20 protein-coding genes and 1 pseudogene are annotated in these 23,244 nt (G+C 63.7%); 5 read left to right on the forward strand and 16 right to left on the reverse strand.

The window, feature by feature from the left end; translation table 11 throughout:
• The 12 genes and pseudogenes from CBW50_RS25725 to CBW50_RS25775 all read right to left on the reverse strand — a co-directional run.
• On the reverse strand, positions 1 to 1,001 hold a 1,001-nt coding region (locus tag CBW50_RS25725; RefSeq protein ID WP_139842641.1), incomplete at its 3' end, for a hypothetical protein.
• Positions 1,002 to 1,066: 65 nt separating this feature from the next.
• Positions 1,067 to 1,789: a hypothetical protein gene (locus CBW50_RS25730; RefSeq protein ID WP_139842642.1), complete on the reverse strand. Its 723-nt coding sequence runs from the start codon at positions 1,787 to 1,789 to the stop codon at positions 1,067 to 1,069.
• A gap of 49 nt (positions 1,790 to 1,838) precedes the next feature.
• The gene (locus CBW50_RS25735) at positions 1,839 to 2,591 is read right to left on the reverse strand and encodes a hypothetical protein (RefSeq protein ID WP_253251996.1); all 753 of its coding nucleotides are present in this window, start codon (positions 2,589 to 2,591) and stop codon (positions 1,839 to 1,841) included.
• Between the two features lie 168 nt (positions 2,592 to 2,759).
• Positions 2,760 to 2,969, reverse strand: a pseudogene (locus tag CBW50_RS30390) (zinc-ribbon domain-containing protein); the annotation flags it as partial.
• Between the two features lie 184 nt (positions 2,970 to 3,153).
• Positions 3,154 to 5,415 (reverse strand): YgiQ family radical SAM protein, encoded by a 2,262-nt coding sequence (locus CBW50_RS25740; RefSeq protein WP_216356412.1) that lies wholly within the window; start codon positions 5,413 to 5,415, stop codon positions 3,154 to 3,156.
• Between the two features lie 356 nt (positions 5,416 to 5,771).
• A complete protein-coding gene (locus CBW50_RS25745; protein ID WP_086148153.1) occupies positions 5,772 to 6,050 on the reverse strand; it encodes a DUF4404 family protein in 279 nt (92 codons plus the stop codon).
• Between the two features lie 11 nt (positions 6,051 to 6,061).
• Positions 6,062 to 6,274, reverse strand: coding sequence for a VF530 family DNA-binding protein (locus CBW50_RS25750; RefSeq protein ID WP_034780902.1), 213 nt, complete (start codon positions 6,272 to 6,274; stop codon positions 6,062 to 6,064).
• Between the two features lie 109 nt (positions 6,275 to 6,383).
• A complete protein-coding gene (locus CBW50_RS25755) occupies positions 6,384 to 8,534 on the reverse strand; it encodes a M3 family metallopeptidase (protein ID WP_086148154.1) in 2,151 nt (716 codons plus the stop codon).
• 224 nt (positions 8,535 to 8,758) lie between these two features.
• Positions 8,759 to 10,915: a M3 family metallopeptidase gene (locus tag CBW50_RS25760; RefSeq protein WP_226936356.1), complete on the reverse strand. Its 2,157-nt coding sequence runs from the start codon at positions 10,913 to 10,915 to the stop codon at positions 8,759 to 8,761.
• A gap of 154 nt (positions 10,916 to 11,069) precedes the next feature.
• Complete coding sequence (locus tag CBW50_RS25765) at positions 11,070 to 11,288, reverse strand: SlyX family protein (RefSeq protein ID WP_034753936.1); 219 nt, start codon at positions 11,286 to 11,288, stop codon at positions 11,070 to 11,072.
• Positions 11,289 to 11,389: 101 nt separating this feature from the next.
• On the reverse strand, positions 11,390 to 11,872 hold the full coding sequence (locus tag CBW50_RS25770) for a hypothetical protein (protein WP_086148156.1): 483 nt from the start codon (positions 11,870 to 11,872) through the stop codon (positions 11,390 to 11,392).
• 95 nt (positions 11,873 to 11,967) lie between these two features.
• Positions 11,968 to 14,028, reverse strand: coding sequence for a UvrD-helicase domain-containing protein (locus tag CBW50_RS25775; RefSeq protein ID WP_086148157.1), 2,061 nt, complete (start codon positions 14,026 to 14,028; stop codon positions 11,968 to 11,970).
• A 209-nt stretch (positions 14,029 to 14,237) separates the two neighbouring features.
• On the opposite strand from CBW50_RS25775, the gene CBW50_RS25780 reads away from it, so the two are divergent.
• Positions 14,238 to 14,723: an SRPBCC family protein gene (locus CBW50_RS25780; RefSeq protein WP_086148158.1), complete on the forward strand. Its 486-nt coding sequence runs from the start codon at positions 14,238 to 14,240 to the stop codon at positions 14,721 to 14,723.
• 3 nt (positions 14,724 to 14,726) lie between these two features.
• On the opposite strand, the gene CBW50_RS30105 is transcribed toward CBW50_RS25780, so the two are convergent.
• From CBW50_RS30105 to CBW50_RS25795, 3 genes are all read right to left on the reverse strand, one after another.
• Positions 14,727 to 15,302 (reverse strand): PEPxxWA-CTERM sorting domain-containing protein, encoded by a 576-nt coding sequence (locus CBW50_RS30105; protein ID WP_086148159.1) that lies wholly within the window; start codon positions 15,300 to 15,302, stop codon positions 14,727 to 14,729.
• A gap of 179 nt (positions 15,303 to 15,481) precedes the next feature.
• A complete protein-coding gene (locus CBW50_RS25790; protein WP_253251998.1) occupies positions 15,482 to 16,603 on the reverse strand; it encodes an HD-GYP domain-containing protein in 1,122 nt (373 codons plus the stop codon).
• Positions 16,604 to 16,767: 164 nt separating this feature from the next.
• Positions 16,768 to 18,216 (reverse strand): dihydrolipoyl dehydrogenase, encoded by a 1,449-nt coding sequence (locus CBW50_RS25795; RefSeq protein ID WP_086148160.1) that lies wholly within the window; start codon positions 18,214 to 18,216, stop codon positions 16,768 to 16,770.
• Between the two features lie 129 nt (positions 18,217 to 18,345).
• Between CBW50_RS25795 and CBW50_RS25800 the strand changes: the two genes are divergently transcribed.
• A complete protein-coding gene (locus CBW50_RS25800) occupies positions 18,346 to 19,236 on the forward strand; it encodes an ArgP/LysG family DNA-binding transcriptional regulator (RefSeq protein ID WP_086148161.1) in 891 nt (296 codons plus the stop codon).
• A 1-nt stretch (position 19,237) separates the two neighbouring features.
• On the opposite strand, the gene CBW50_RS25805 is transcribed toward CBW50_RS25800, so the two are convergent.
• Positions 19,238 to 21,259, reverse strand: coding sequence for a primosomal protein N' (locus CBW50_RS25805; RefSeq protein ID WP_086148162.1), 2,022 nt, complete (start codon positions 21,257 to 21,259; stop codon positions 19,238 to 19,240).
• Between the two features lie 357 nt (positions 21,260 to 21,616).
• Here CBW50_RS25805 and CBW50_RS25810 point away from each other — a divergent pair, with 357 nt between their 5' ends.
• The 3 genes from CBW50_RS25810 to cpaB form a co-directional block, all read left to right on the forward strand.
• Positions 21,617 to 21,865, forward strand: coding sequence for a Flp family type IVb pilin (locus CBW50_RS25810; protein WP_319017229.1), 249 nt, complete (start codon positions 21,617 to 21,619; stop codon positions 21,863 to 21,865).
• Between the two features lie 83 nt (positions 21,866 to 21,948).
• Positions 21,949 to 22,497 (forward strand): prepilin peptidase, encoded by a 549-nt coding sequence (locus CBW50_RS25815; protein WP_086148163.1) that lies wholly within the window; start codon positions 21,949 to 21,951, stop codon positions 22,495 to 22,497.
• A partial coding sequence (cpaB, locus tag CBW50_RS25820; protein WP_086148164.1) for a Flp pilus assembly protein CpaB occupies positions 22,494 to 23,244 on the forward strand: 751 nt, incomplete at its 3' end. The genes CBW50_RS25815 and cpaB, both read left to right, overlap by 4 nt.

Below are 23,244 nucleotides of genomic sequence, written 5' to 3' on the forward strand. Positions count from 1 at the left end.
GGGGCCGCCGCCTGCTCGGCCAGGGCGCGCGCGCGTTCACGCGCTTCCTCGGCTTTTTTCCTGACCGTGGCCAGGCCGTCGTTCAGGCTCGCTTCCGAGGCGCTGAAATCGACGTTGCGCGTGGCGTTCAGGTAAATGATGCACACGCCCTTAGTGAAGATCAAACCCGGCACGACGGCCGCGGCCGCCATCAGCAAGCCGCCGCCCAGGCCCGCAGCGATGATGTAGCCGGAACCGGAGCCGCCCAGGCCCGAGGCCAGCGCATACATGTTCAGCTGGCTGCCCAGGCCGAGTATGGTGGCCGACATGCCCGTGGTCAGCGACACGCCCGTCCCCACGACGCCAAAGATCAGCAGCGCCACGAACGAGGTGATCAGGAACAGCAGCACTTCCAGCAGGATCACCGACACCAGCTTGGTGCGCACGATCTGGTTCAGGCGGGCAATGATCTGGAACACGGTGGCGCCCGACCAGGCGGCAGGGCCGGCCAGCGGCAGCATCACGTAGAACAGGGCAAACACCAGCACGCCCAGCACGATGGCCGACAGCGGGAAGACCACCGCGTACAGCACGGGGCCGAGCACGGGGATCTTGCAGAAGAACAAGATGATGGCGATGGCGATCATGGCCGCCAGCACGATCAAAAACTCCAGGAAGACGACGGCGATCAGGCGATGGCTCGTGTACAGCGAAACGAGCACGGCATCCACCAGGCTCATGCCAGGCTGGCCCTGCACATCGCGCATCAGCATGATGCCCACGGCGTTGGAACCGTAAAACATCACGAGGAAGGCCATCAGGCCGCCCAGGAAGGCCAGCACGACACTTTTCATGCCGCCGGCGAGCATGGTCAGCGCGCCGCCGACGAGCACGGCGCCGATGAAGGTCAGGGCCAGCAGGGCAATCGCGCGGAAGTTCCTGATGGCGTCGGTCGCTTCGATCAGCGACCCCACGGCGGAGGAAAAGGGAAGAGGTTTTGTTGCGTCAGTGGAAATGGTCATGTGAGGCCTGGAAGGGAGAAATCGGAATGGGACGGCCGCGGTGGCCGCCCCGTGGTCATGCTGTGTCAGTCAGCGCGCGCCAGTTGCAGGTCGGATGCAGGCGATAGGCGCTGGACGATCTGCAATTTGACGTCCTGGCCGCCGACGCGCTTGCTATTCAGGTACAGGGCCGTGCGCACCGGGTATATGCCCTGCGGCACGCCTTCCGGCATGGGAATCGAGAAGCCGCCCTTGTAGGCGCCGCTGCCGTTATTGCTGCTGACCACCTTGCGCACGGTTTTGATCAGGTCGCCATTGGGCTTGTACAGGCTCAATTCCTCTTCCACCAGCGGGTTCGGATCGCGCGTGCCGGCCGCCACTTCGATATACGAATTGGTCTGCGCCTTCTGGCCCGGACGCACGGACGATGGCGTAAAGCCCGTCTCGTACTTCACCAGGGTCGACTGCTCGGGCAGCTTGCCCTTGTTGGCCACCTTGTAGTCGGCCTGCACCTGCTGCGCCGTCTTGACTTGCTGGCTTTGATAATTCAGGGCCACGCAGGCGAGCGCACCCAGGCTGGCGCCCAGGGCCGCGCCGCGCACCGTGTTGTTGCCGCCGCCCAGCAAGCCGCCGACGACGGCGCCGATGCCGGCCAGCATGGCCGTATTGCATTCGCCGCTGGCCGCTTCCGTGCCGGCGGTACTGGTGCCCGTGGCGCCAGGGCCGCCCGGCGCGGCGCAGCCGGCCAGCATCGAGGACACGACCAGCAGCGCCACCATGGGCTTGGCAATTTGTTTCATTTTTTTCACGTTATTCTCCAGGAAGATCAAAATAGGAATGAAAGGCCAGCCGCGCGGCTTACTCGATCTGGATTTGCGACAGCGCCTTGTCCTGCGCTTCCTTCGCCTTGCGCTTGATATCGAGCGCATGGCGGTTGCCCGTGTCCATGCGCAGCACCGCATTCGCGTTGGCGATGGCGCAGTCGTATTTGCGCTGGCTCATGCAGTGGCTCGCCTCCGACAGGCTTTCCGTGATCACGTTTTCCAGGCCGGAGCTCTGCTTGACAGGCGCCGGTGGCGGCGTGGCCTTGACAGGCTTGGCCGGTTTTTCCGCGACAGGCGTCGGCGCTGGTGCCGGAGCTGGTGCCGGAGCTGGCACTGGCGCAGGCGCCGACTCAGGCTCGGCAGCCGGTGTCGCGGCAAGGTCGGCCGTCGTGGCGCCATCGAGCACAGGATCGCTGATGGCCAGCGGCGCGTCGGCCGCGGCTGCGGCTTCGACTGGCGTCGCGGCCGTGGCGGCAACGGCTTCCGGTGGCGGTACCGGCGCGCCTGGGGTGCCTGACATGTAATAGAATCCGCCGGCCGCACCGAGGACCACCGCCGCCGCGACGGCAGCGATGATCAGTTTGCTCTTGCCGCCGCCCGGCTGGCTGCCGGAAGGCGCATCGGGCACGCTGGCCGGTGCGGGAGCAGGTTCTGGCGCCGGTGCGGGTGCGGGTGCGGAATCGGCACGACGCTTTTCCAGCACGGGCGGAGGCGGCGGTGGCGCGGCCGGCTCCGGGATGAGGACGGGAACGGTTTCCGGACCAGCTTGCGCGAGCACTTCTGCCACTGGAGCGGGCTCCGGAACGACCACACTCACTGGTTCCGGCATCGGCTCAAGAACCGGCTCGGGCGGCGTCACCGGCGCGGCAAGGGGCGCCACGGCAAAGCTGAACGCGCACTTGGGGCAGAACCTGGCGTCCGGCTTGCAATCATGGCCGCACTGGCCGCAGGCTTTGCCCGGCAGCGGGGCCGCGGCAGGAACAACTGCAAACGTCGTGCCGCAGGAAGAACAGAATTTGGCGCCCGGCTTATTCTCGGCCTGGCAGGATAGGCATTTCAATTGGCATCTCTTTTCATCTAAACGCTGGGGGTCGCGTACGCTGGCGATTGCCAGAAAGGCAGGTTTGTTGCCGTACGGCCAAATATTCAACGAGTATATTTTCAAACACTAAATTGCCACAAGGGAAAATTGCCTTTTGCTCTATTCAATTTTTAAATATTGGTAAAAATCCTGCCTGCGCGACATTTGGCGCCCCATGTTGGTGCAAAGAAGTAAAAAAACCCGGCAACGCAGTATGCGTTGCCGGGTTTTTCAGGGGATGCCCGCAGGCCGGGATCGGTGCGAGCGCTTACTTGCGTCCGCCCCGCGCCGGCGCGGCATGGCTGGCCTTGGCCGGCGGCTTGCCGCCACGGCCCATGGGCGCGGCGGCCGGCTTGGCCTTCGTCTTGATGGTCGACAAGATCGACGGACGCACTTTCGACTCGACGGCTGTCGCCTTCGGCGCCGCTGCCGTGCCGCCCAGGGCGATGCGGCTCTTGCCTGGCGCCACCTTGAACTTGTCCGGCGTGCCGGCGCCATGCGTCTGGCGGCTGCGTTCGCCGGCGGCCAGGCCGCCCGACTCCGACGACGTCCAGGCGGGAATCAGGTGCTTGTCGCCATTACCGATCAAGTCGCCACGGCCCATGTTGACCAGCGCTTCGCGCAAGATCGGCCAGTTGGCCGGGTCCTGGTAGCGCAGGAAGGCCTTATGCGTGCGGCGGATCTTGCCGCTGCGCGCCGTTTCCACCACTTCCGAGTCTGCCGTGACCTTGCGCAAGGGATTCTTGCGCGTGTGATACATGGTCGTGGCCATGGCCATCGGCGTGGGCATGAAGGTCTGCACCTGGTCCAGCTTGAAATTGTTTTTCTTCAGCCACAGGGCCAGGTTCAGCATGTCCAGGTCCGTCGTGCCCGGATGGGCGGCGATGAAGTACGGGATCAAATACTGCTTCTTGCCCGCTTCCAGCGAGAAACGGTCGAACATTTCCTTGAATTCATCGTAGGCGCCGATGCCGGGCTTCATCATCTTCGACAAGGTGCCCTCTTCCGTGTGCTCGGGCGCGATTTTCAAGAGGCCGCCGACGTGGTGCGTCACCAGCTCTTTGACGTACTCGGGCGAACGCACGGCCAGGTCGTAGCGCAAGCCCGAGCTGATCAGCACTTTCTTGATGCCAGGAATGGCGCGCGCCTTGCGGTACAGCGAGATCAGCTTGCTGTGGTCCGTGCCCAGGTTGACGCAGATGGACGGGTACACGCAGGACAGGCGGCGGCACGACACTTCGATCTCTTTTTCCTTGCAGGCCAGGCGGTACATATTCGCCGTCGGGCCGCCCATATCGGAAATGGTGCCCGTAAAGCCTTTGGTTTTATCCCGGATATGCTCGATTTCACGCAGGATCGACGGCTCCGAGCGGCTCTGGATGATGCGGCCCTCATGTTCGGTGATCGAGCAGAAGGTGCAGCCGCCGAAGCAGCCGCGCATGATGTTGACGGAAAAGCGGATCATTTCCCAGGCGGGGATGTGCGCCTTGCCATAGCTCGGGTGCGGGGCGCGCGCGTAATTCATGTCGTACACGCCATCCATCTCGTCCATGGCCAGCGGCAGCGGCGGCGGGTTGAGCCACACGTCGCGTTCGCCGTGCGCCTGCACCATGGCGCGCGCATTGCCGGGATTCGATTCCAGGTGGAACACGCGCGAGGCGTGCGCATACATGACGGGGTCATCCTTGACGACATCGTAGGACGGCAGACGCACGACGGTCTTGTCGTGCTTTTCCTTGGCCATGGCCAGGCGCTCTTCGCGGCTCATGATGCGGATGGGCTTGATGACTTCGGCCGATTTCGATGCATTTTCCGTGGCGCACGCGGTCTTGTCTTCCTGCACCATCTCGTAGGGGCTGTAGTGCGGGTCGATCTTGCCGGGCACGTCGACGCGGGTGGAATTGTGCACGCCCCAGTCGTCGCCGGGCAGCCAGCCGGACGGCACCATGAAGGCCGTGCCGCGCAGGTCGCGGATATCCTTGATGTGTTCGCCGGCGGCCAGGCGGTGGGTCAGGTCGACCAGCGCCCGCTCGGCATTGCCGAAAATCAACAAATCAGCCTTGGAATCGGGCAAGACGGAACGGCGGACCTTGTCCGACCAGTAATCGTAATGGGCGATGCGGCGCAAGGACGCCTCGATGCTGCCGATGACGATGGGCACGTCGGAATACGCTTCGCGCGCGCGCTGGGCGTAGACGGTGACGGCGCGGTCCGGGCGCTTGTTCGGTTCGGCATTCGCCGTGTAGGCGTCGTCGGAGCGGATCTTGCGGTCGGCCGTGTACTGGTTGACCATGGAATCCATGTTGCCGGCGGTAATGCCATAGTACAAACGCGGCTTGCCGAGGATGCGGAAGGCGTCGGCCGACAGCCAGTCCGGCTGGCTGATGATGCCGACTCTGTAACCCTGCGCTTCGAGCAGGCGGCCGACCAACGCCATGCCGAAGCTCGGATGGTCGATGTAGGCGTCGCCCGTGACGAGGATGACGTCGCACTGGTCCCAGCCCAGCGCGTCCATCTCGGCACGCGACATCGGCAGGAAAGGCGCCACGGCAGCGCGGGCAGACCGCTTGGGAACGGTCGCAAATAAATTGGTAGGGGAGCTCATAGGGTACGGATTGTACCGGAATTGGCCATTTCCAACCTGACGGCCTGCTTTTTACTGTTGGATTTCAGTACAAAAAACGTTTATTTTTCAATCACTTGGGGAATTTCTATCGAGAAATTGTGACTGAGGAGCAGTTTTTATCATTGCATCAACATCGTCTCGGCGCCTCTCAAAACCGTAGCGAGCAAGCTCAATGCCGGGTTGAGTAGCGGAGCCGTACGAAGGTACGGTGAGCAACGGATGCCCGGCAGTGGGCTGCGCAGTAGGTTTTCAGAGGTGCATCAAATCCCCATATTGGCAAGAATCTCGCCAAGTTCGCGCAGCGCCGGCTCCAGTTTCGGATGCTTGACAGCAAACTTGGCCGACAATTCCTGGCTGCGCTCGGCCAGGCCGTAGGTGGTCGATTCTTCCTCGTCCAGCTGGGCGGCGCGCTTTTCCATCAGCAGCTTGATGTCGACATCGAGTTTTTGCAGCAAACCATGCAGTTCTTCATCGACGGGGCCACTGGTTTCGAGCGTCGAATGCAGCTGTTGTAACGATTCCTTGAGTTTGCTATCCATGTTTTTTCCTGTCAGTCAGTAAATTGCGTGTCCAGGTACAGCTGTTCCACCTTGCTCCTGGCCCACGGGGTCTTGCGCAAAAACTTCAGGCTCGACTTGATGCTGGGATCGCTGATGAAGCAATTGATATCGATGTGCTTGGCCAAGCCGTCCCAGCCGTAGTGGGCCTGCAGGCGCGTCACGATACCTTCCAGGGTAATGCCATTCAAATCTTGCTGACTCATATACTCTTTCGACTGCCTTCCTGTCTACATCTTACTCAATTCTACGCCGCCGGCACGGAAAGCTTGCGTGCGCCATGTCAACGCAACGCAAGCTTCTGATGAGGACGGCTTACTTCGCGTTCAAGCCGCGGCGTTCCAGCAGCGGTTCCACGGTGGCGTCGCGGCCGCGGAAGTCACGGAACAGCTGCAGCGCATCGACGCTGCCGCCGCGCGACAGCAATTTGCTGCGGAACCAGTCGCCGTTCTTGCGCGTCAGGCCGCCGTTTTCCTTGAACCAGTTGACCGATTCCGCGTCCAGCTTTTCCGACCACAGGTAGGCGTAATAGGCTGCCGAGTAGCCGCCCGAGAAGCTGTGCGAGAAGTACGTGGTGCGGTAGCGCGGCGGCACGGGCGCGTAGTCGACACCGGCGTCTTTCAGCGATGCCGCTTCAAAGGCCAGCACGTCCGTCGGAATCTGGCTCGGCGCCAGCTGGTGCCAGCGCTGATCCAGCAGGGCCGCCGACAGGTACTCCGTCGTCATGAAACCCTGGTTGAATTTCTTCGCCGCCGTGACCTTGTCGAGCAATTCCTGCGGCATGGCCGCGCCGCTCTGGTAGTGCTTGGCATAGTTTTGCAGCACTTCCGGCCAGACGGCCCACATTTCATTGACTTGCGACGGGTATTCGACGAAGTCGCTCGGCACGCTGGTGCCGGCAAAGCGCGGGTATTTCACGTTCGAAAACATGCCGTGCAGCGCATGGCCGAATTCGTGGAACATGGTCGTCACTTCATCGAACGTCAACAGCGTCGGCTGGCCGGCGGGCGGCTTCGGAATGTTCAACTGGTTGGCGACGACGGGATGCGTGCCCATCAGCGATGATTGCGACACATATTCATTCATCCATGCGCCGCCGTGCTTGTTGCCGCGCGCATAGAAATCGGCGATGAACAGGGCCAGCGGCTTGCCATTGGCATCCAGAACGTCATACACGCGCACGTCCGGGTTGTACACCGGCAAGTCCTTCCGTTCCTTGAAACTGATGCCATACAACTTGTTCGCGGCAAAGAAGACGCCGTTGTTCAGCACGCTGTTCAGTTCCAAATACGGTTTCAGCTCGTTTTCATCAAAGTTAAAACGCTGCTTGCGCAGCTTGTCCGTGTAGATGGCCCAGTCGGCCGCCGCCACCTGGAAACCGCCTTTTTCCGCATCGACCACTTGCTGCAGGTCGGCCGCTTCGCGGCGCGCATTGGCGACGGCCGGCTTGGCCAGTTCCGACAGCAGGGTATTGACGGCCGTCGTCGTCTTGGCCGTCTGGTCTTCCAGCGCATACGCGGCGTAGTTGGCGTAACCGAGCAAGGTCGCCCGTTCGGCGCGCAGTTTCGCCAGTTTCAGCACGATGGCGCGGTTGTCGAACTCGCCGCCCTGGCTGCCCCGGTTCAGCGAGGCGTCCATCAGGCGCTGGCGTGTCTTGCGGTCCGTCAATACGGCCAGCGGCGGCTGGCCGCTGGTATTGACCAGGGCGATGACGAACTTGCCCGTCAAGCCCCGCTCCTTGGCGGCGGCCGCCGCCGTGTCGATATCGCTGTCCGTCATGCCGGCCAGCTCGGCACGCGTGTCGACGACGATGCTCTTCGCATTCGTTTCCTTCAGCACGTTTTGCGCGAAGGCCGTTTCCAGGCCCGCCTGCTCGGCGTTGTAGGCTTTCAGTTTTTCCTTGTCCGCATCAGACAGCCTGGCGCCGGCGCGCACGAAGTCCGTGTGATAGCGTTCCAGCAGGCGCAGGGATTCGGCATCGAGGCCCAGCTTGTCGCGCTTGGCGTACAGGGTGTCGATGCGGGTAAACAGTTTTGGATTGAGCGTGATGGCGTCGCCATGCGCGGCCAGTTTCGGCGACACATCCACTTCCACCGCTTCGAGCACGCTGTTCGTGTTGGTCGAGGTCATGTTGCTGAAGATGCTCTGCACGCGGTGCAGCAGCTGCCCCGTGCGTTCCAGCGCGACGATGGTGTTCTCGAACGTGGCCGGCTGGCGGTTGCTGGCAATCGCGTTGACTTCGGCCAACTGGCGTTTCATGCCTTCGGCAAACGCCGGCGCGTAGTGCTCGTCCTTGATGAGGCCGAATTGCGGCATCTGGAACGGCAGCGGACTCGCTTTCAACAGGGGGTTCTGGGCGCTGATGGCGGCGGCCGGTGCGGATTTCGCGGCGGCGGCCATGGCGGATGGGGCGGCGTGGGCCAGCATGACGCTGGCGGCGATGACGAGCAGTTGTGGACGGATCATGACATCTTTCAGAAAGCGCGGGGAAGAGCCGCGATCGCGTCGCGGGCCAGTGGCAGATCATAGCAGCCTGTCACACGGGCGTCATCCAACATGGGCGATCCTGTGGTGCATCACGCCAACTGCGCGGTTTACCACGGTTTATGGGGAAAATCGCCAAATAAAAATGGCCGCCCGTTGCGGGGCGGCCATCGATGTTCAGCACCGGCCAGGCCGGTGACGGGGGATTACTTGCCGTTCAAGCCACGGCGCTCCAGCAGCGGCTCGATCTTCGCATCGCGGCCGCGGAAGTTGCGGTAGATGTCGAGCGCATCGGCGCTGCCGCCGCGCGACAGCAGCTTATTGCGGAACCAGTCGCCGTTCTTGCGCGTCAGGCCGCCGTTTTCCTTGAACCACTCGACCGTGTCGGCATCGAGCTTTTCCGACCACAGATACGCGTAATAGCCGGCCGAATAGCCGCCCGCGAAGGCGTGCGAGAAGTACGTGGTGCGGTAGCGCGGCGGCGCCGGGGCGAAATCGACGCCCGCTTCCGTCAAGGCGGCCTTTTCAAACGCCAGCACGTCGGTGGGGATCTGTGCCGGGGTCAGCTGGTGCCAGCGCTGGTCCAGCAAGGCCGACGCCAGGTATTCCGCGGTCTTGTAGCCCTGGTTGAAATTGTCGGCCGCCGTCACTTTCGCCAGCAGCTCGGCCGGAATGGCCGCGCCCGTCTGATAGTGCTTGGCGTAGTTTTGCAGCACTTCCGGCCACAGCGCCCACATTTCATTGACTTGCGACGGGTATTCGACGAAGTCGCGCGGCACGCTGGTGCCGGCGAAGCGCGGGTATTTTACGTTCGAGAACATGCCGTGCAGCGCATGGCCGAATTCGTGGAACATGGTGTTGACTTCGTCAAACGTCATCAGGGTCGGCTGGCCCGCTTCCGGCTTCGGAATGTTCAGGTTATTCGCGATCACCGGCTTGCGGTTCAGCAAGGTCGACTGGCCCACGTAGGCATTCGCCCAGGCGCCGCCGCGCTTGTTGCTGCGCGCGTAAGGGTCGAGCGTAAAGATGGCCAGCTGCGTGCCGTCTTCGTTGAAGACGTCGTACACCAGCATGTCGGCCGTGTAGACGGGCAAGTCGGTGCGCTGCTTGAAAGTGAGGCCGTACAATTTACCGGCGGCAAAGAACACGCCACGGGTCAAGACGCTGTGCATTTCAAAGTACGGTTTGAGTTGCGTTTCATCAAAGTTGTAGCGTTCGGCGCGCACCTTGTCGCTATAGAAAGCCCAGTCGGCGGCGCCCACCTTGAAGCCGCCTTTGCCTGCATCGATGACCTTCTGGATATCGTCCGCTTCGCGGCGTGCATTGACGACGGCCGGCTTGGCCAGTTCGCCCAACAGGGCGTTCACGGCCGTGGTGTCGTGCGCCGTCTGGTCTTCCAGCGAGTAAGCAGCGTAGTTCGGGTAGCCCATCAGCGCGGCCCGTTCGGCGCGCAGCTTTGCCAGTTCCAGCACTTCGGCGGTGTTGTCGAACTCGCCGCCACGGCTGCCGCGCGCTTGCGAGGCGGCCATGATGCGTTCGCGCACGGCGCGGTTGGTCAGCAGCGACAACGGCGCCTGGCCCGTCGTGTTGACGAGGGCAATCACGTATTTACCGTCGAGGCCGCGCTTCCTGGCCAGGCCGGCGGCCACTTCGATGGCGGCCGGCGACAGACCGTCGAGTTCTTCGCGCGTGTCGACGACGACGGCCGACGCGTTCAATTCTTTCAGCACGTTCTGTGCGAACTTGGTCGACAGGGCAGCCAGCTGGCCGTTGTAGGCGCGCAGCTTTTGCTTGTCCGCCGCCGACAGCTTGGCGCCCGCGCGCACGAAGTCCGTGTGGTAGCGTTCCAGCAAGCGTTTCGATTCCGCATCCAGGCCCAGCTTGCCGCGCTTGGCGTACAGGGTGTCGATACGCTTGAAGAGTTTGTCGTTGAGCATGACCGCGTCGCTGTGGGCCGCCATCTTCGGCGCCAGTTCGCGTTCCAGGCCCTGGATCGTCTCATTCGTGTTCGAACCGGACATCACGGAAAACACGGTGCGCACGCGGCCCAGCAACTGGCCAGAGCGTTCCATGGCCACGATGGTGTTGTCGAAGGTGGCCGCTTTCGGATTATTCGCAATCGCGTTGATTTCCGCCAGGTTGGCGGCCATGCCTGCCGTAAAGGCGGGCGCGTAGTCGGCGTCCTGCACCTTGTCGAACGGCGGATACTGGAATGGCAGGCTGCTGGCCTGCGCAAACGGGTTCGAGGCGGGCAAGGCTGCGGTAGCGGCGGGCACGGTGGTGGCGGCGGTGGCGGCAAAAGCGGCGGCGGCTGGCGCCAGCATCAGGCTGGCGGCGATGACGAGCATAGTTGGACGGGTCATGTCTTCTTTCAAGGAACGCAAGAGAGCCGCGATTGTGTCGCGGGCCAGCCTGAAATAATAACAGCCTGACACACTTGCGTCACCAGCAACTACCGGTGGTAGCGCGCCTGCCAGTGATGAACGGTTTTCATGCGCCCCGCACTACGATGCCGATTTAATAATGCGGCGGACGTTCGTTGACCAGCCCGCCATTCGCCTGCTGCGCCCCGTCGCGCACGTGCTCGCCCAGCTTGTGCAGCATCGCTTCCAATTGATCGATGCGCTTGCCCTGCTGGTACACCATCTGGTTCAGCGACTCGACCAGGTCTTCCTGCTGCGCCAGCTTGATTTCGATATCGACGAAACGTACTTCCATCTGTTCTGCATTGTCCATGGTGCTCTCGGTGATTCCTGACTGAAAGGGGGCATTTTAACGCCTGCCTTCACGCAGACCGCATCGTGCCGGTAGACAACGATGCAGAGCGTGACCAGGTTCTATTTCGCGGATAGGTCGGCAGGCAGGCCACGCAGCGCCAGGGCAGCCGCCATACTGGACAGGCCCAGCAGGTAATACACCACCATGGCCAATAACACGGTGCCATACAAAACCACCTGCATGGCGCTGGCGCTCCCCGTAGACGCCCAGCACGCCGCGGCGACCGCTATCATGCCGGCAAAGACCGCGATGATACGTGTGAGCGTGGCTTGCGCATAACGCCAGAGATTGTAAAAATCATTGTAGGCAAACCGCGCCAGCCTACCCTTGCACTTGATGGCCATCACGCTAAGCAGCAGCATGGCCAGGACTGTGAGCAAGGCCGGATAGCCGAAGCCGGACAACAGCTGGAACGCCAAGGCGGGCCAGCGCGAGTCGCCCCGCCACCAGCCCAAACCGGCGACGGCACTGCTCAAGGTGAACAGTAGCGCGGGACGGGTCAGCGAAGACAAGGTCAGCGGAGCTTCAAATGGATGGGTCATGGCAGCCTCAAAAAAGTGGAAGATACTCCGTATAGCACCGCCGTACCATTTGCAGGAAAAACGGTGGTGGCGGCACCCGCCGCCGGCATGCGACACTAGCCTTTCGGCGCGGCCAGCAGCGCCTTCATGCGCGCCAGACGTTCTTTCGGCGAAATCACTTCCGCCTCCGTCGGCACGGCGTCGCCCACGTCGAGCTGCATTTCCTTGATGAAGCGCGACGGGTCGCAATGGACTTGCTCGCCGGCCCGCTTGCGCTTCTTGCACCAGGTAACGTGCAAGGTGCGCTGGGCCCGCGTAATGCCCACATACATCAGCCGTCGCTCTTCCTGGATGCGCGCGGCGATGGTTTCGGCCGGCGCGTCCGCGTCGCCCTTGTGCGGCAAGATGCCCTCTTCCACCCCAACCAGGAATACGTGCGGAAACTCGAGCCCTTTCGACGCGTGCAGGGTGGACATGCGCACGGCGTCCTGCTCCTCGTCCTTGCCTTCGAGCATGGTCATCAGGGCCACCATCTGCGTCAGTTCCAGCACGTTCTTTTCTTCGCCGTCGCGGTCCTTGCCGCCCCGCCCCCGTTCCTTCAGCCAGTTGACGAATTCGAGCACGTTCTGCCACTTGCTTTGCGCCTGCCGTTCCTCGAAGGCATCGTACAGATACGATTCGTAGTGGATTTCCTTCATCATGTCGTCCAGCACTTCGGCCGCGTTGTCGCCGCTGCCGGCCGCGCCGGGACGGCTGGCGCGCGATTCGAGGTCGTTGATGAAGTTGCAAAAGTCGCGCAGGGGACCCAGCTGGCGGTCCGTCAGCTTGGCCTCGATGCCGCCTTTAAAAACGGCCTGGAACAGCGAGCACTGCCACTGCCCCGAGAACGCGCCCAGCACCTCCAGGGTCGACTGGCCCACGCCGCGGCGCGGCGTCGTCACGGCGCGAATGAAGGCCGGGTCGTCGTCCTCGTTGGCCAGCAGGCGCAGGTAGCTGATGATGTCCTTGATTTCGGCCTTATCAAAAAAACTCTGGCCGCCCGAAATCGTGTATGGGATGCGTTCCTTGCGCAGACATTGCTCGATGATGCGCGCCTGGTGGTTGCCCCGGTACAAAATGGCGTAGTCGGAAAATTTGTTCTTGCGTTCAAAATGGTCGGCCGAGATCATGATGGCGACCTGCTCCGCCTCCTGCTCGTCCGTCTGCATGCCCAGCACCTTGATCGGTTCGCCCAGGCCGTGCTCGGACCACAGCGACTTTTCAAACAACTTGGGATTGTTGCCGATGACGGCATTGGCCGCGTTCAGCACGCGCATGGTGGAGCGGTAATTCTGCTCCAGCTTGATCACGCGCAAATCGGGAAAATCCGTTTCCAGCGTTTTCAAATTTTCCACGGTGGCGCCGCGCCACGCATAGATCGCCTGGTCATCGTCGCCCACGGCCGTAAACATCGGCTTCTTGCCGATGCCCGTCACCATCAGTTTCACCAGTTCGTATTGGCAGGTATTCGTATCCTGGTATTCATCGACGAGCAGATAGCGCAAGCGGCGCTGCCACTTGTCGCGCACGGGGCCGTTGTTGCGGAACAGTTCCACGGGCAAGCGGATCAGATCGTCGAAATCGACGGCCTGGTAGGCGGAGAGCGTTGCCACATAGCTGCGGTAGATGCGCGCCGCGTTCGCTTCATCCTCGTCCTTGGCCTGCGCCAGGGCCATGTCCGGGTCGATCAGGCCGTTTTTCCACAGCGACATGGCGTTCTGGATGCCGCGTATCACCTGTTTATCGGTGGTAATGGCAAGGTCTTGCACGAGGGAAAAACAGTCGTCGCTGTCCATGATGGAAAAGCGGTCCTTCAGCCCCACGCCATTGGCTTCCTGGCGCAGGATTTTCACGCCCAGCGAGTGGAAGGTCGACACCGTCAGCTGCTTGGCCTGGCGCGGCTGTTTCAGGAGCTTGGCGATGCGTTCCTGCATTTCCAGCGCCGCCTTGTTGGTGAAGGTCAGCGCGGCGATGGTGCGCGGGTCGTAGCCCCGGTCTTCGATCAGGTGGGCGATCTTTTGCGTGATCACGCGCGTCTTGCCCGAACCGGCGCCGGCCAGGACGAGGCAAGGGCCGTCTAGGTAGGTTACCGCTTCGCTTTGGGGAGCATTCAGACCGAATTGTGGCGCTTTGGACATCAGGGTATTTCCGCAGGGAACAGCAGCCCATTGTAACAGCGTCGCGCCCGCCTTTTGCACGGCAAGATCTGCCTGAAAAACAGGCGGCGGCATTGATATATCGCCATCTGGCGCCATCTTCGGCCTTCCCGGGCGTGCGGCGCGGCCACGCCTGGAGTACCATTCCGCCTATATCGCCCTTGCGCGCCAACTTACCGAATGGCAGTCCCATGAAATTTGAACACTTGATTGAAATCAACGATCCGCTGAACCCGCTGATCGACACCCTGACCCTGGAGCAGGTCTGGCGCGGCCTCGTCTTGCGCGCCGAATCGCCGAAGCTGTTCGTGCCGCACCTGGACGAGTGCCACATCAGCGAGCGCTGCGATGCCGGTTTCGCGCGCAGCCTGCGCTACGGCGAACTGGTCATCAACGACAAGGTGGTGCTGGTGCCGCAACTGCAGGTGCGCTATGAAGTGCCGGCGCAACAGGATATCAGCGCGTCCTCGCTGGTGATGACCATCGAGATGCCCGACGAAGCGAGCCTGTGGGTGCGCTTCCAGTACGACGACGGCCACGACGCGGCCACCGATGCGGCCAACGCCCTGTACGACGACTTCCGCCGTTCCGCCTACAAGGAGTCCGACATCGACACGGTGCGCATCATGCGCGAGCTGGCGGCCGAAGGCCGCCTCGATGCGGGTCTGTTGAATTGACCGTTACGCGGTTTTTTTCACTGCCCTGCGGCGCGCCATGCAGCCCACCAGGCCCAGACCGGCCAGCAGCATGGCATAGGTGCCCGGTTCCGGCACGGCCGAAACGTTCACGCCATTGATGCCCCAGCCCTCGTCGCCCAGGCCCTGGGCCGCGCCCGTGTAGGAATAGGTGATGGTGTTGCTGCCGCCCAGCAAGGCAATCGGGATTTCCACGCTGGCCTTGCCGCCGCCGAAGTAGCCGGTGGCATGGGCATGGACGACGGCATTGTTCGGATTGAAGTACAGCACGTTCACGCCGCCGCCGCCCAGGTCCCAGCTCCCCGTCAACAGCGTGGCGCCATTGACGATCAGGCTGAAGGTGTCCGTGTAGCCGTTGTTGGCGCCGTCGAGACTGAGGTAGCCCTGGAGTTCGAAATTGAGCACGGCGGCACCAGCGGAGGCATTGAAGGTATCGCTCAATTGACCCGGGCTGGCAATCGCGCCCAGGCCGCTGTGGTCAGCGGAATACACGCTGGCCGCCTGTGCGCTGGACAACCAGGCGGTTGCGGACAAGGCCATCAGACAAATCAGTTTTTTCATCGCGAAGCTCCTGGCAGGATGACGTTCAGCCGACGTCGGACGCCAGAGTTCGGCGAACTCCCGCGGACATCGGCCGCCAATGTGGTATGCATCATTGGAAAACCGATAGTAATAATTTTCCGCATTAATTGCAATTTAATAATTACTATTATTGCAAATTGAATGCCATAAATGATACATCATGCCCGCGCGCTGCTGCCCCACAGCTGGTCGGGGCGAAAGCGCAAGCCTGCCTGCTCCGCGCTGAGCACTTCGCGGATGGCGTGCAAGTCCACGCGCGTGTCGCGCCGCAGCGGCACGTCCAGGCGCGCGCCGCGCGGTCCCACCAGCGACTGCACATGCGGCGTGGTGGCGTTCAAGCCCTTGCGCGTGACAACGCCGATTTCCCCGTTCAGCAGCTTGACGAAGGTGCCGATCGGGTAGATGCCCAGTTCGCGCACCAGCAGGGAGGCCAGCGGCGCGTCGAGCGTGGCCTTGTCCGCCGACAGCATCTCGCGCAGGGCCGCGTTCGGCAACAGGGGCTTGCGGTAGCTGCGCGCGGAGACCCGCGCGCAGTAGCGGTCGGCCAGCATGATCAGGCGGGCGCCGATGCCGATCTGCTCGCCCGTGATGCCCAGCGGATAGCCGCTGCCATCGATATTCTCATGGTGCTGCAGCACCGCCTGCAGCCAGACGGCGTCCGTCACGCCGGCCGCGCGCAGCAGGTTCACGCCCGCTTGCGGATGGGCGCGGATATAGGCGCGCTCCGGCACATCGAGCGGCCCCGCCTTGTGCTGGAAATGCGCATGGCGTTCCAGCATGCCCACGTTCATGCTCAGCGCGGCCAGCAGCATGCTGCGCAAGGACGCGCCGTCCTGCTTCAGCGCCCTGGCCAGCAGGGTGACGATGACGGCCGTGTCGACGCTGTGGCGCGCGGCAAAGTCGCCCGCGCCCTGATTGTGCAGGATGCAGGCCAGCGCCACGTCGGCGTCGAGGGCAACGGCCTCTTCCACCAGTTGCGCCAGCGGCGCCAGTTGTTCCTGCGCCACAACTTGTCCGGCGGCGATGGCCGGCAAGACCAGCGCCAGTCCCGTGGTGGCCTGGTTCAGCATGCGCAGGGCCGACGGCGCCTCCCTGGCCGCGCGCGGCGCATCCTCGCTGGTATCGGCGATGACGCCGCGCGCCAGCAGCAGTGCGATCTGCGACTCGCTCGTGATGACATGGCCCAGCCTGGCCAGCAAGCCGCCCGTTTCGCCATGCACGTCCCAGGGCAGGGCCAGGCCCAGCGCCAGTTCCCCCGCAAAAATGCGCCGAATCTTCACATCGTCTCCGTCATCGCTTGCCACTGCCTGTTTGTACCATCGGGGCATCGTGGGCATGAACCATTTGAAATGTTTTTTGCTTTTAATCAATATTTCAATGTGGCAGCGATGATCGCGCAATCATGTGAGCTTGTCTACACAATTGTGTAAATATCAAAATTGCATCAGACGCCGGGCGAGCAGTCGGCGCAGCCCGGTGCGTGCTCCGGATCCTTTTCCAGGTGCAGCGCCAGCTCGCGCAAGGCCGTGCGCACGCCTTCCTCGATGACGGGGTGATAGAACGGCATGTCGAGCATGGCGGGCACCGTCAGCTGCGCCTGGCAAGCCCAGGCCAGCAAGTGGCCCAGGTGTTCCGCCCGCGGGCCGATCAGCTCGGCGCCGAGAAAACGCTTGCTGCCGAACTCCGCATACACGCGCAGCAGGCCCTGGTTCTGCAGCATCACGCGGCTGCGGCCCTGGTTGCCGAACGATACGGCGCCGACGGCAAAGCGCCCCGCATGGCTCGCGCACAGCTGCTGGTAGGTCGCGCCCACGGTGGCGATCTGCGGCTCCGTGAAGGCGATCGCCAGCGGCGTGCGGCGCAAGCCAGGCTTGACGTCAGGAAAGCGCGCCGCGTTGTCGCCGGCGATGCGGCCCTCGTCGGCCGCTTCGGGCAGCAGCGGCAAGGCGTTGTCGGCGTCGCCCGCGATGAAGATGGCGCTGTTGCCACACTGCATGGTGTGCGGGTCATGCAGAGGGATGCCGTGACGGTCGAGCTCGATTTGCGCCGTTTCCAGGCCGATATGGTCCACATTGGGGCGGCGGCCGATGGCCGCCAGCAGATACTCGAACTGCTCGGTTTTTTCCACGCCCGCGTCGTCGCGGCTGGTCAGCAGGATGCCGCCGCCGTCCGGCGTTTTTGCCACGTGCGCGACCTGGGTCATGAAACGGATATCGAGTTCGCGCGCCAGCACGGCATCGGCCTCCCGCAGCACCAGCGGGTCCGTCAGCTGCGCGACCTTATTGCCGCGCGCAAACACCGTCACGCGCACGCCCAGCCGCGCCAGCGCCTGGCCCAGTTCCAGACCGATGACGCCGCTGCCGGCCACGGCGACTGACTTTGGCAAGTCCGTCCATTCGAACACGGCGTCGCTGGTGATGACTCTGTCGCCCGCCGCCCGCCACTCGGGCGGCACGATGGGCGTGGAACCGGTGGCGATCACCACGCTGCTGGCCTCGACAAGCGTATGCTCATCCACCTGCAATTTACCGGGGGAAATAAAACGCGCATGGCCGCGCAGTTTTTCCTCGTCGGGAATGGCGTTGACGCCGTCGAGCACGAAGCCGACAAAGCGGTCGCGCTCGCTGCGCACCCTGGCCATCACTTGCCGGCCGTCGATGCGCGCGGGCCCGGGATGCACGCCAAACGCCGGTGCGGCGGCCACCGCATGGGCCGCCTCGGCCGCCGCGATCAGAAGCTTGCTGGGCATGCAGCCCACGCGCGCGCAGGTCGTGCCGTATGGCCCGCTTTCGATCATCAGCACGCGCTTGCCGTCCATGCGCGCCGCCTTGTGCGCCGTCATGCCGGCCGTGCCGCTGCCGATCACGGCCACATCCACTTGTATCGTCTGCATAGTGCTGTCCATCCCACTGAGGTTGCTCACAGCGTTCGATACTACCCGTTTGCTGAAAATAAGGTTTTACATTGCAGCAATATATGCATTAGTATAACTAATCATTTTCAAAATTTATAAGCTGAGCTAATGGGATCACTCGATTATCGCGCGCTGGCCGTGCTGGACGCCGTGGCCAGCCATGGCAGTTTCGACAAGGCCGCCCTGGCGCTGGGCATCACCCAGTCGGCCGTCTCGCAGCGCATCAAGGCGCTGGAAGACGCCAGCGGGCGCTTGCTGATCATCCGTGGCCAGCCGGCCGTGCCGACGGGACTGGGCCAGCGATTGATCGTGCATCACCGCAACGTCAAGCTGATGGAGGCCTCGCTCGACATCGACCTGGGCAACAGCGTCAGCATGCCGGAAATCGCCATCGCCATCGATGCCGACAGCCTGGCCACCTGGTTCCCCGACACCTTGCCCGCCCTGCTGGCGCCGCCCCGCTGCCAGCTCGACGTGCGCCTGGCCGACAGCGACAGCGCCCTGCAGATGGTGCGCGACGGCTCCGTGTTCGGCTGCGTGGCGGCCGAGTCCGGCACGGCGATCGACGCGGCGGCCGCCACCAGCGTCACGCCGCTGGGCACCTTGCGCTATGTCTGCGTGGCCACGCCCGTGTTTGCCGGTCACTGGTTCGGCGATGGCTTTATTGCCGAGGCGGTGCAGCTGGCGCCGGCCGTCGTGGGCCAGCACGGCTTGCTGGCGCGTTTCCTGGCGGAACAATTGAGCATGCGCGAACCGTTTCCGCACCACACCTTGCCGGTGGAAGCGGCGCGCCGCGCCTGCGTCCAGGATGGCCTGGCCTACGGCCTGATGCCGCAACGCCTGGCCGCGCCGGCGCTGGCGACGGACCGCCTCGTGGATCTGCTGCCGGGCCGCACCCTGGACTTACCGCTGAGCTGGCATGCGTGGACCCTGGACACGCCGTTCACCAAGCTGCTGTCCGAGCAGATCATCAAGGCCGGGCGCGACTACCTGGCTTAAGTCAGATATCGAGCGGGTCCACTTCCAGCGACCACTTGACGCGCGTCTTCATGGCGCGCAACTCACGTAACCATTCTTTCAAAAATGCCTGCAAGGCCGGCCGCGAGGGCGATTCCAGCAGCAGCTGGGCGCGATCCACGTTGTAGACGCGCGTCATGCTCATGGGAATCGGGTCATTGATGGTCACTTGCGGGTGTTCCATGCATTCCTTGGCCGCCTGCAGGAATTCGATGGCCGTCGCCAGCTCCGGGGCTTCGGCGCGCAGCAGGGCCTGGAACAGGTAGGGCGGCAGCGCTGCCTGGGCCCGCTCTTCCAGCAAGGTGGTGGCGAAGTGGTCGTAATCGTGGTTGACGACGGCGTCGTACAGCGGATGGCGCGCATAGCGCGTCTGGATCAGCACTTCGGACACGCTGCCGCCTTGCGTCTGCGCGGCCCGCCCGGCGCGGCCCGCCACCTGCATCAATTGCGCGAACAGCCGTTCGCTGGCCCGGTAATCCTGGGAAAACAGGGCCGTGTCCGGGTTCAGAATGCCGACCAGGGTCAGCTTTTTGAAATCGTGCCCCTTGGCCACCATCTGCGTGCCGATCAGAATGTCCACTTCGCCCCGGTGCACGGTGTCGAACGCTTCCTGCGCGCTGCCCTTCTTGCGCGTGGAATCGGCGTCGATGCGCAAGATGCGCGCCTCCGGAAACAATTGCTGCAAGCCCTCTTCCACCCTCTGCGTGCCCCGTCCCAGCGGCTGCAGGTCGACATTGCCGCAGGTGGGGCAATGGCGGGGGATGCGCAGTTCCAGGCTGCAATGGTGGCAGCGCAGCCGGTGTTCGGGCTTGTGCAGCACCATGAACGAGGTGCAGCGCGTGCAATTGCTGATCCAGCCGCACGATTCGCAGCAGATGACGGGCGAATAGCCGCGCCGGTTCAAGAACAGCAGCGACTGCTCGCCGCGCTCCATGCGCAGCTTTAACGCCGCCACCAGGTGCGACGTCAGGCCGTCCTTCGGCTTGTCGCGCTCCATGTCGAGAATCTTGACGCGCGGCAATACCGCATTTTTCACCGCCCGTTCGCGCAATTCCAGCTTGCGGTAGCGCCCCGTCTGCGCATGGTGCCAGCTTTCCAGCGACGGCGTGGCCGAACCGAGCACGATGGGTATCTGCAATTGCCAGGCGCGCCACACGGCCAGGTCGCGCGCCGAATAGCGCAAGCCTTCCTGCTGCTTGTAGGAAGGATCGTGCTCCTCGTCGATGACGATCAATTTCAATTTCGGCAAGGACGCCAGGATGGCCAAGCGCGTGCCGAGGATGATGCGCGCCTGGCCCTGGTGGGCGGCCAGCCAGTGCAGCATGCGCTCGCCTTCGGACAGGCTGCTGTGCAGGGTGGCCAGCATGACGCCAGGAAAGCGCGCGCGGATATTGCCTTCCAGCTGGGGCGTCAGATTGATTTCCGGCACTAAAATCAGGATTTGCGCATCGTCCTCGCGCGCCAGCACCTGGGCGCACGCTTGCAGATACACTTCCGTCTTGCCGCTGCCCGTCACGCCGTACAGCAAGGTCGGCTTGAAGCCCCGGGCGCCGCCGATGGCGTCCGCCGCCTCTTGCTGGGCAGCATTCAGGGCCGGCATGTTCAGCGGCGTGCCGTCGTGCGCGTCGGCCAGCTTGCCCAGCTTCTTGATGGCGCGGTCGAGCGCCACGGTGGTCAGCACGCGCAGATTCTTCGGCAAGCCCGGCAGCGCCACTTCGCCGAGCGGGCGCTGGTAGTAATCGGCGGCGAAGGCGGCCAGCGCCAGCCATTGCTCCGACAGGGGCGCCAGCTGGCTGCGCACGGCCAGCACGTCCTTCAGTTTCGCGGCGGGCACATCGGTGCTGCCGGACACGCCGACGATCAGCCCCATCACTTCGCGCCGGCCGAACGGCACCAGCGCCAGCTGCCCCACCTGCGGCAGCGGCGCATCGTCGCCGTTCCAGCCGTAGTCGAACAGGGCGTTCAGCGGTGTGTCGAGCGCGATTTTCAGGATGCACTGCGCCATCGGTCTAGCCTATCTCAATAAAAAAACGCGCGCGGCGCGGCGCGCGGTGCCGCATCAGGTTCCGGCCCCGCGGGCCAGCCGGCCATGATACTTGGTCTGTCCCGCAAACGCCTAGCGCGGCACGGGCGGCCGCCATGAAAGTTATCTTAATTATCACCAAAAATAACAGTGTTACGGGAAAGCCAGGGCGGCTGCGGCCCCTGGTACGAATGTCCTGTGCCCGCGCCGCAAAAAGGGGCCGAATGTACCAGGCCAAAAGTGACCTTTGTGTGATGTCCGTCAAAGCGGTCCCGACTATAGTGGGCGCTTCGGCAATTTTGTAGCAATAAAAGCAACGCCAGCCTGCCGGAACCGCTCATGCAAACCATCGATCTGCCTGGCGTTTTGGCTGGCAACGACGACCTACCCCACCACTACCACAAGGGAACCATCATGCAAGCTATCAAGAATTTCATCCGCAACGAAGACGGCGTCACGGCTATCGAATACGGCCTGATCGCCGCCCTGATCGCCGTGGCCCTGGCCGCCGCCGTCAAGACGCTGGGTGGACAGATCAAATCGGCATTCGAAGCGGTCAGCGCGCAAATGCCCGCCGCCAAACCGTAAGCACGCGATCTTTGCAGATGCCGTCCCGCCGGGCCGGCATCCCGCCCCGTCCTGTCCGCACCTGGCTACGCCGCCGCATACCGATGACTTCCCTTTTCCCGCTTACCGTTCCCGCCGTGCTGCTGTGCGCCTTGCTGGCTGGCGCCGTCTGGCATGACGTGCGCAGCCGCCGCATACCGAACGGCCTGGTCTTTGGCGGCGCGCTGGCGGCCCTGCTGCTGCACGCCGTGCTCACGCCCGCCGCCGGCGGCCTGGGCCTGCCGGCCGCGCTGGCCGGCCTGGCGCTGGGCCTGGCGTTGCTGCTGCCCATGTACATGCTGCGCGCGCTGGGCGCCGGCGACGTCAAGCTGATGGCCATGGCGGGCGCGTTTCTCGGCCCCCAGGCCGTGCTGTGGGCTACCGTGCTGAGTTTGCTGGCAGGCGGCGTGCTGTCCCTGCTGGTGGCCGCCTGCACGGGCGTGCTGCGCCAGGTCCTCGCCAACAGCTGCCGCATGCTGTTCCACAGCCTGCTGCGCGGCGTCAGCGGCGGCAATGCCCGGCTCGATGCGCCCCAGGCCGCCAGCGGCAGCCTGCCCTATGCGATCGCCATCGCGGCCGGCACCGCCCTGTCCTTTTTCTGGAGCTTTTCATGAGACATACCCGCGCCATCGCGCTGATCGTGCTGGCCTTCGTCGTGGCCCTGGCCGCCGTCCTGGTGGCATTGCGCTGGATCAATGCGCAAGCGGCACCTGGCAGCAGCAAGGTGGCCGTCGCCAGCGCCGACATCAGCCTGGGCGCGCGCCTGGCGCCCAACATGATCACGCTGGTGGACTGGCCGGCCGGCGCCTTGCCGCCGGGCGCCATCGGCGACCCGCGGCTGCTGGAGGCACGGGTTGCGCGCAGCAATATCGGCCGCGGTGAACCGGTTCTGGAAAGCAAGCTCGCCCCCGCCGGCACGGTGGGCGGCCTGTCCGCCGCCCTGGGCGACGGCAAGCGCGCCATGACGGTGCGCGTCAACGACGTGGTGGGCGTGGCCGGCTTCGCCCTGCCCGGCAACTTCGTCGACGTGCTGGTCCATACCCAGGACGAAGCGGAGAAGAAACGCACGCAGGCCAGCGACGCGGCCATTTCCAAGATCGTGCTCGAACGCATACTCGTGCTGGCCATCGCCCAGGAGTCGAGCCGCGACGACACCAAGCCCAAGGTGGTCAATGCGGTGACCCTGGAACTGACGCCGGAGCAGGCGGAAAAACTCGACCTGGCGCGCAGCGTGGGCACGCTGTCGCTGGTGCTGCGCAACCAGATCGAAGACAAGCCCGTCAATACGGACGGCGCCACCAGGTCCACCCTGCTCGACCTCAAGCCGCCCGCCAAGGCGCCCGTGGCCGCGGCCAGGCGCC

Origin of the sequence: Janthinobacterium sp. GW458P (assembly GCF_002127585.1) — a bacterium.
Lineage (GTDB): Bacteria > Pseudomonadota > Gammaproteobacteria > Burkholderiales > Burkholderiaceae_D > Janthinobacterium.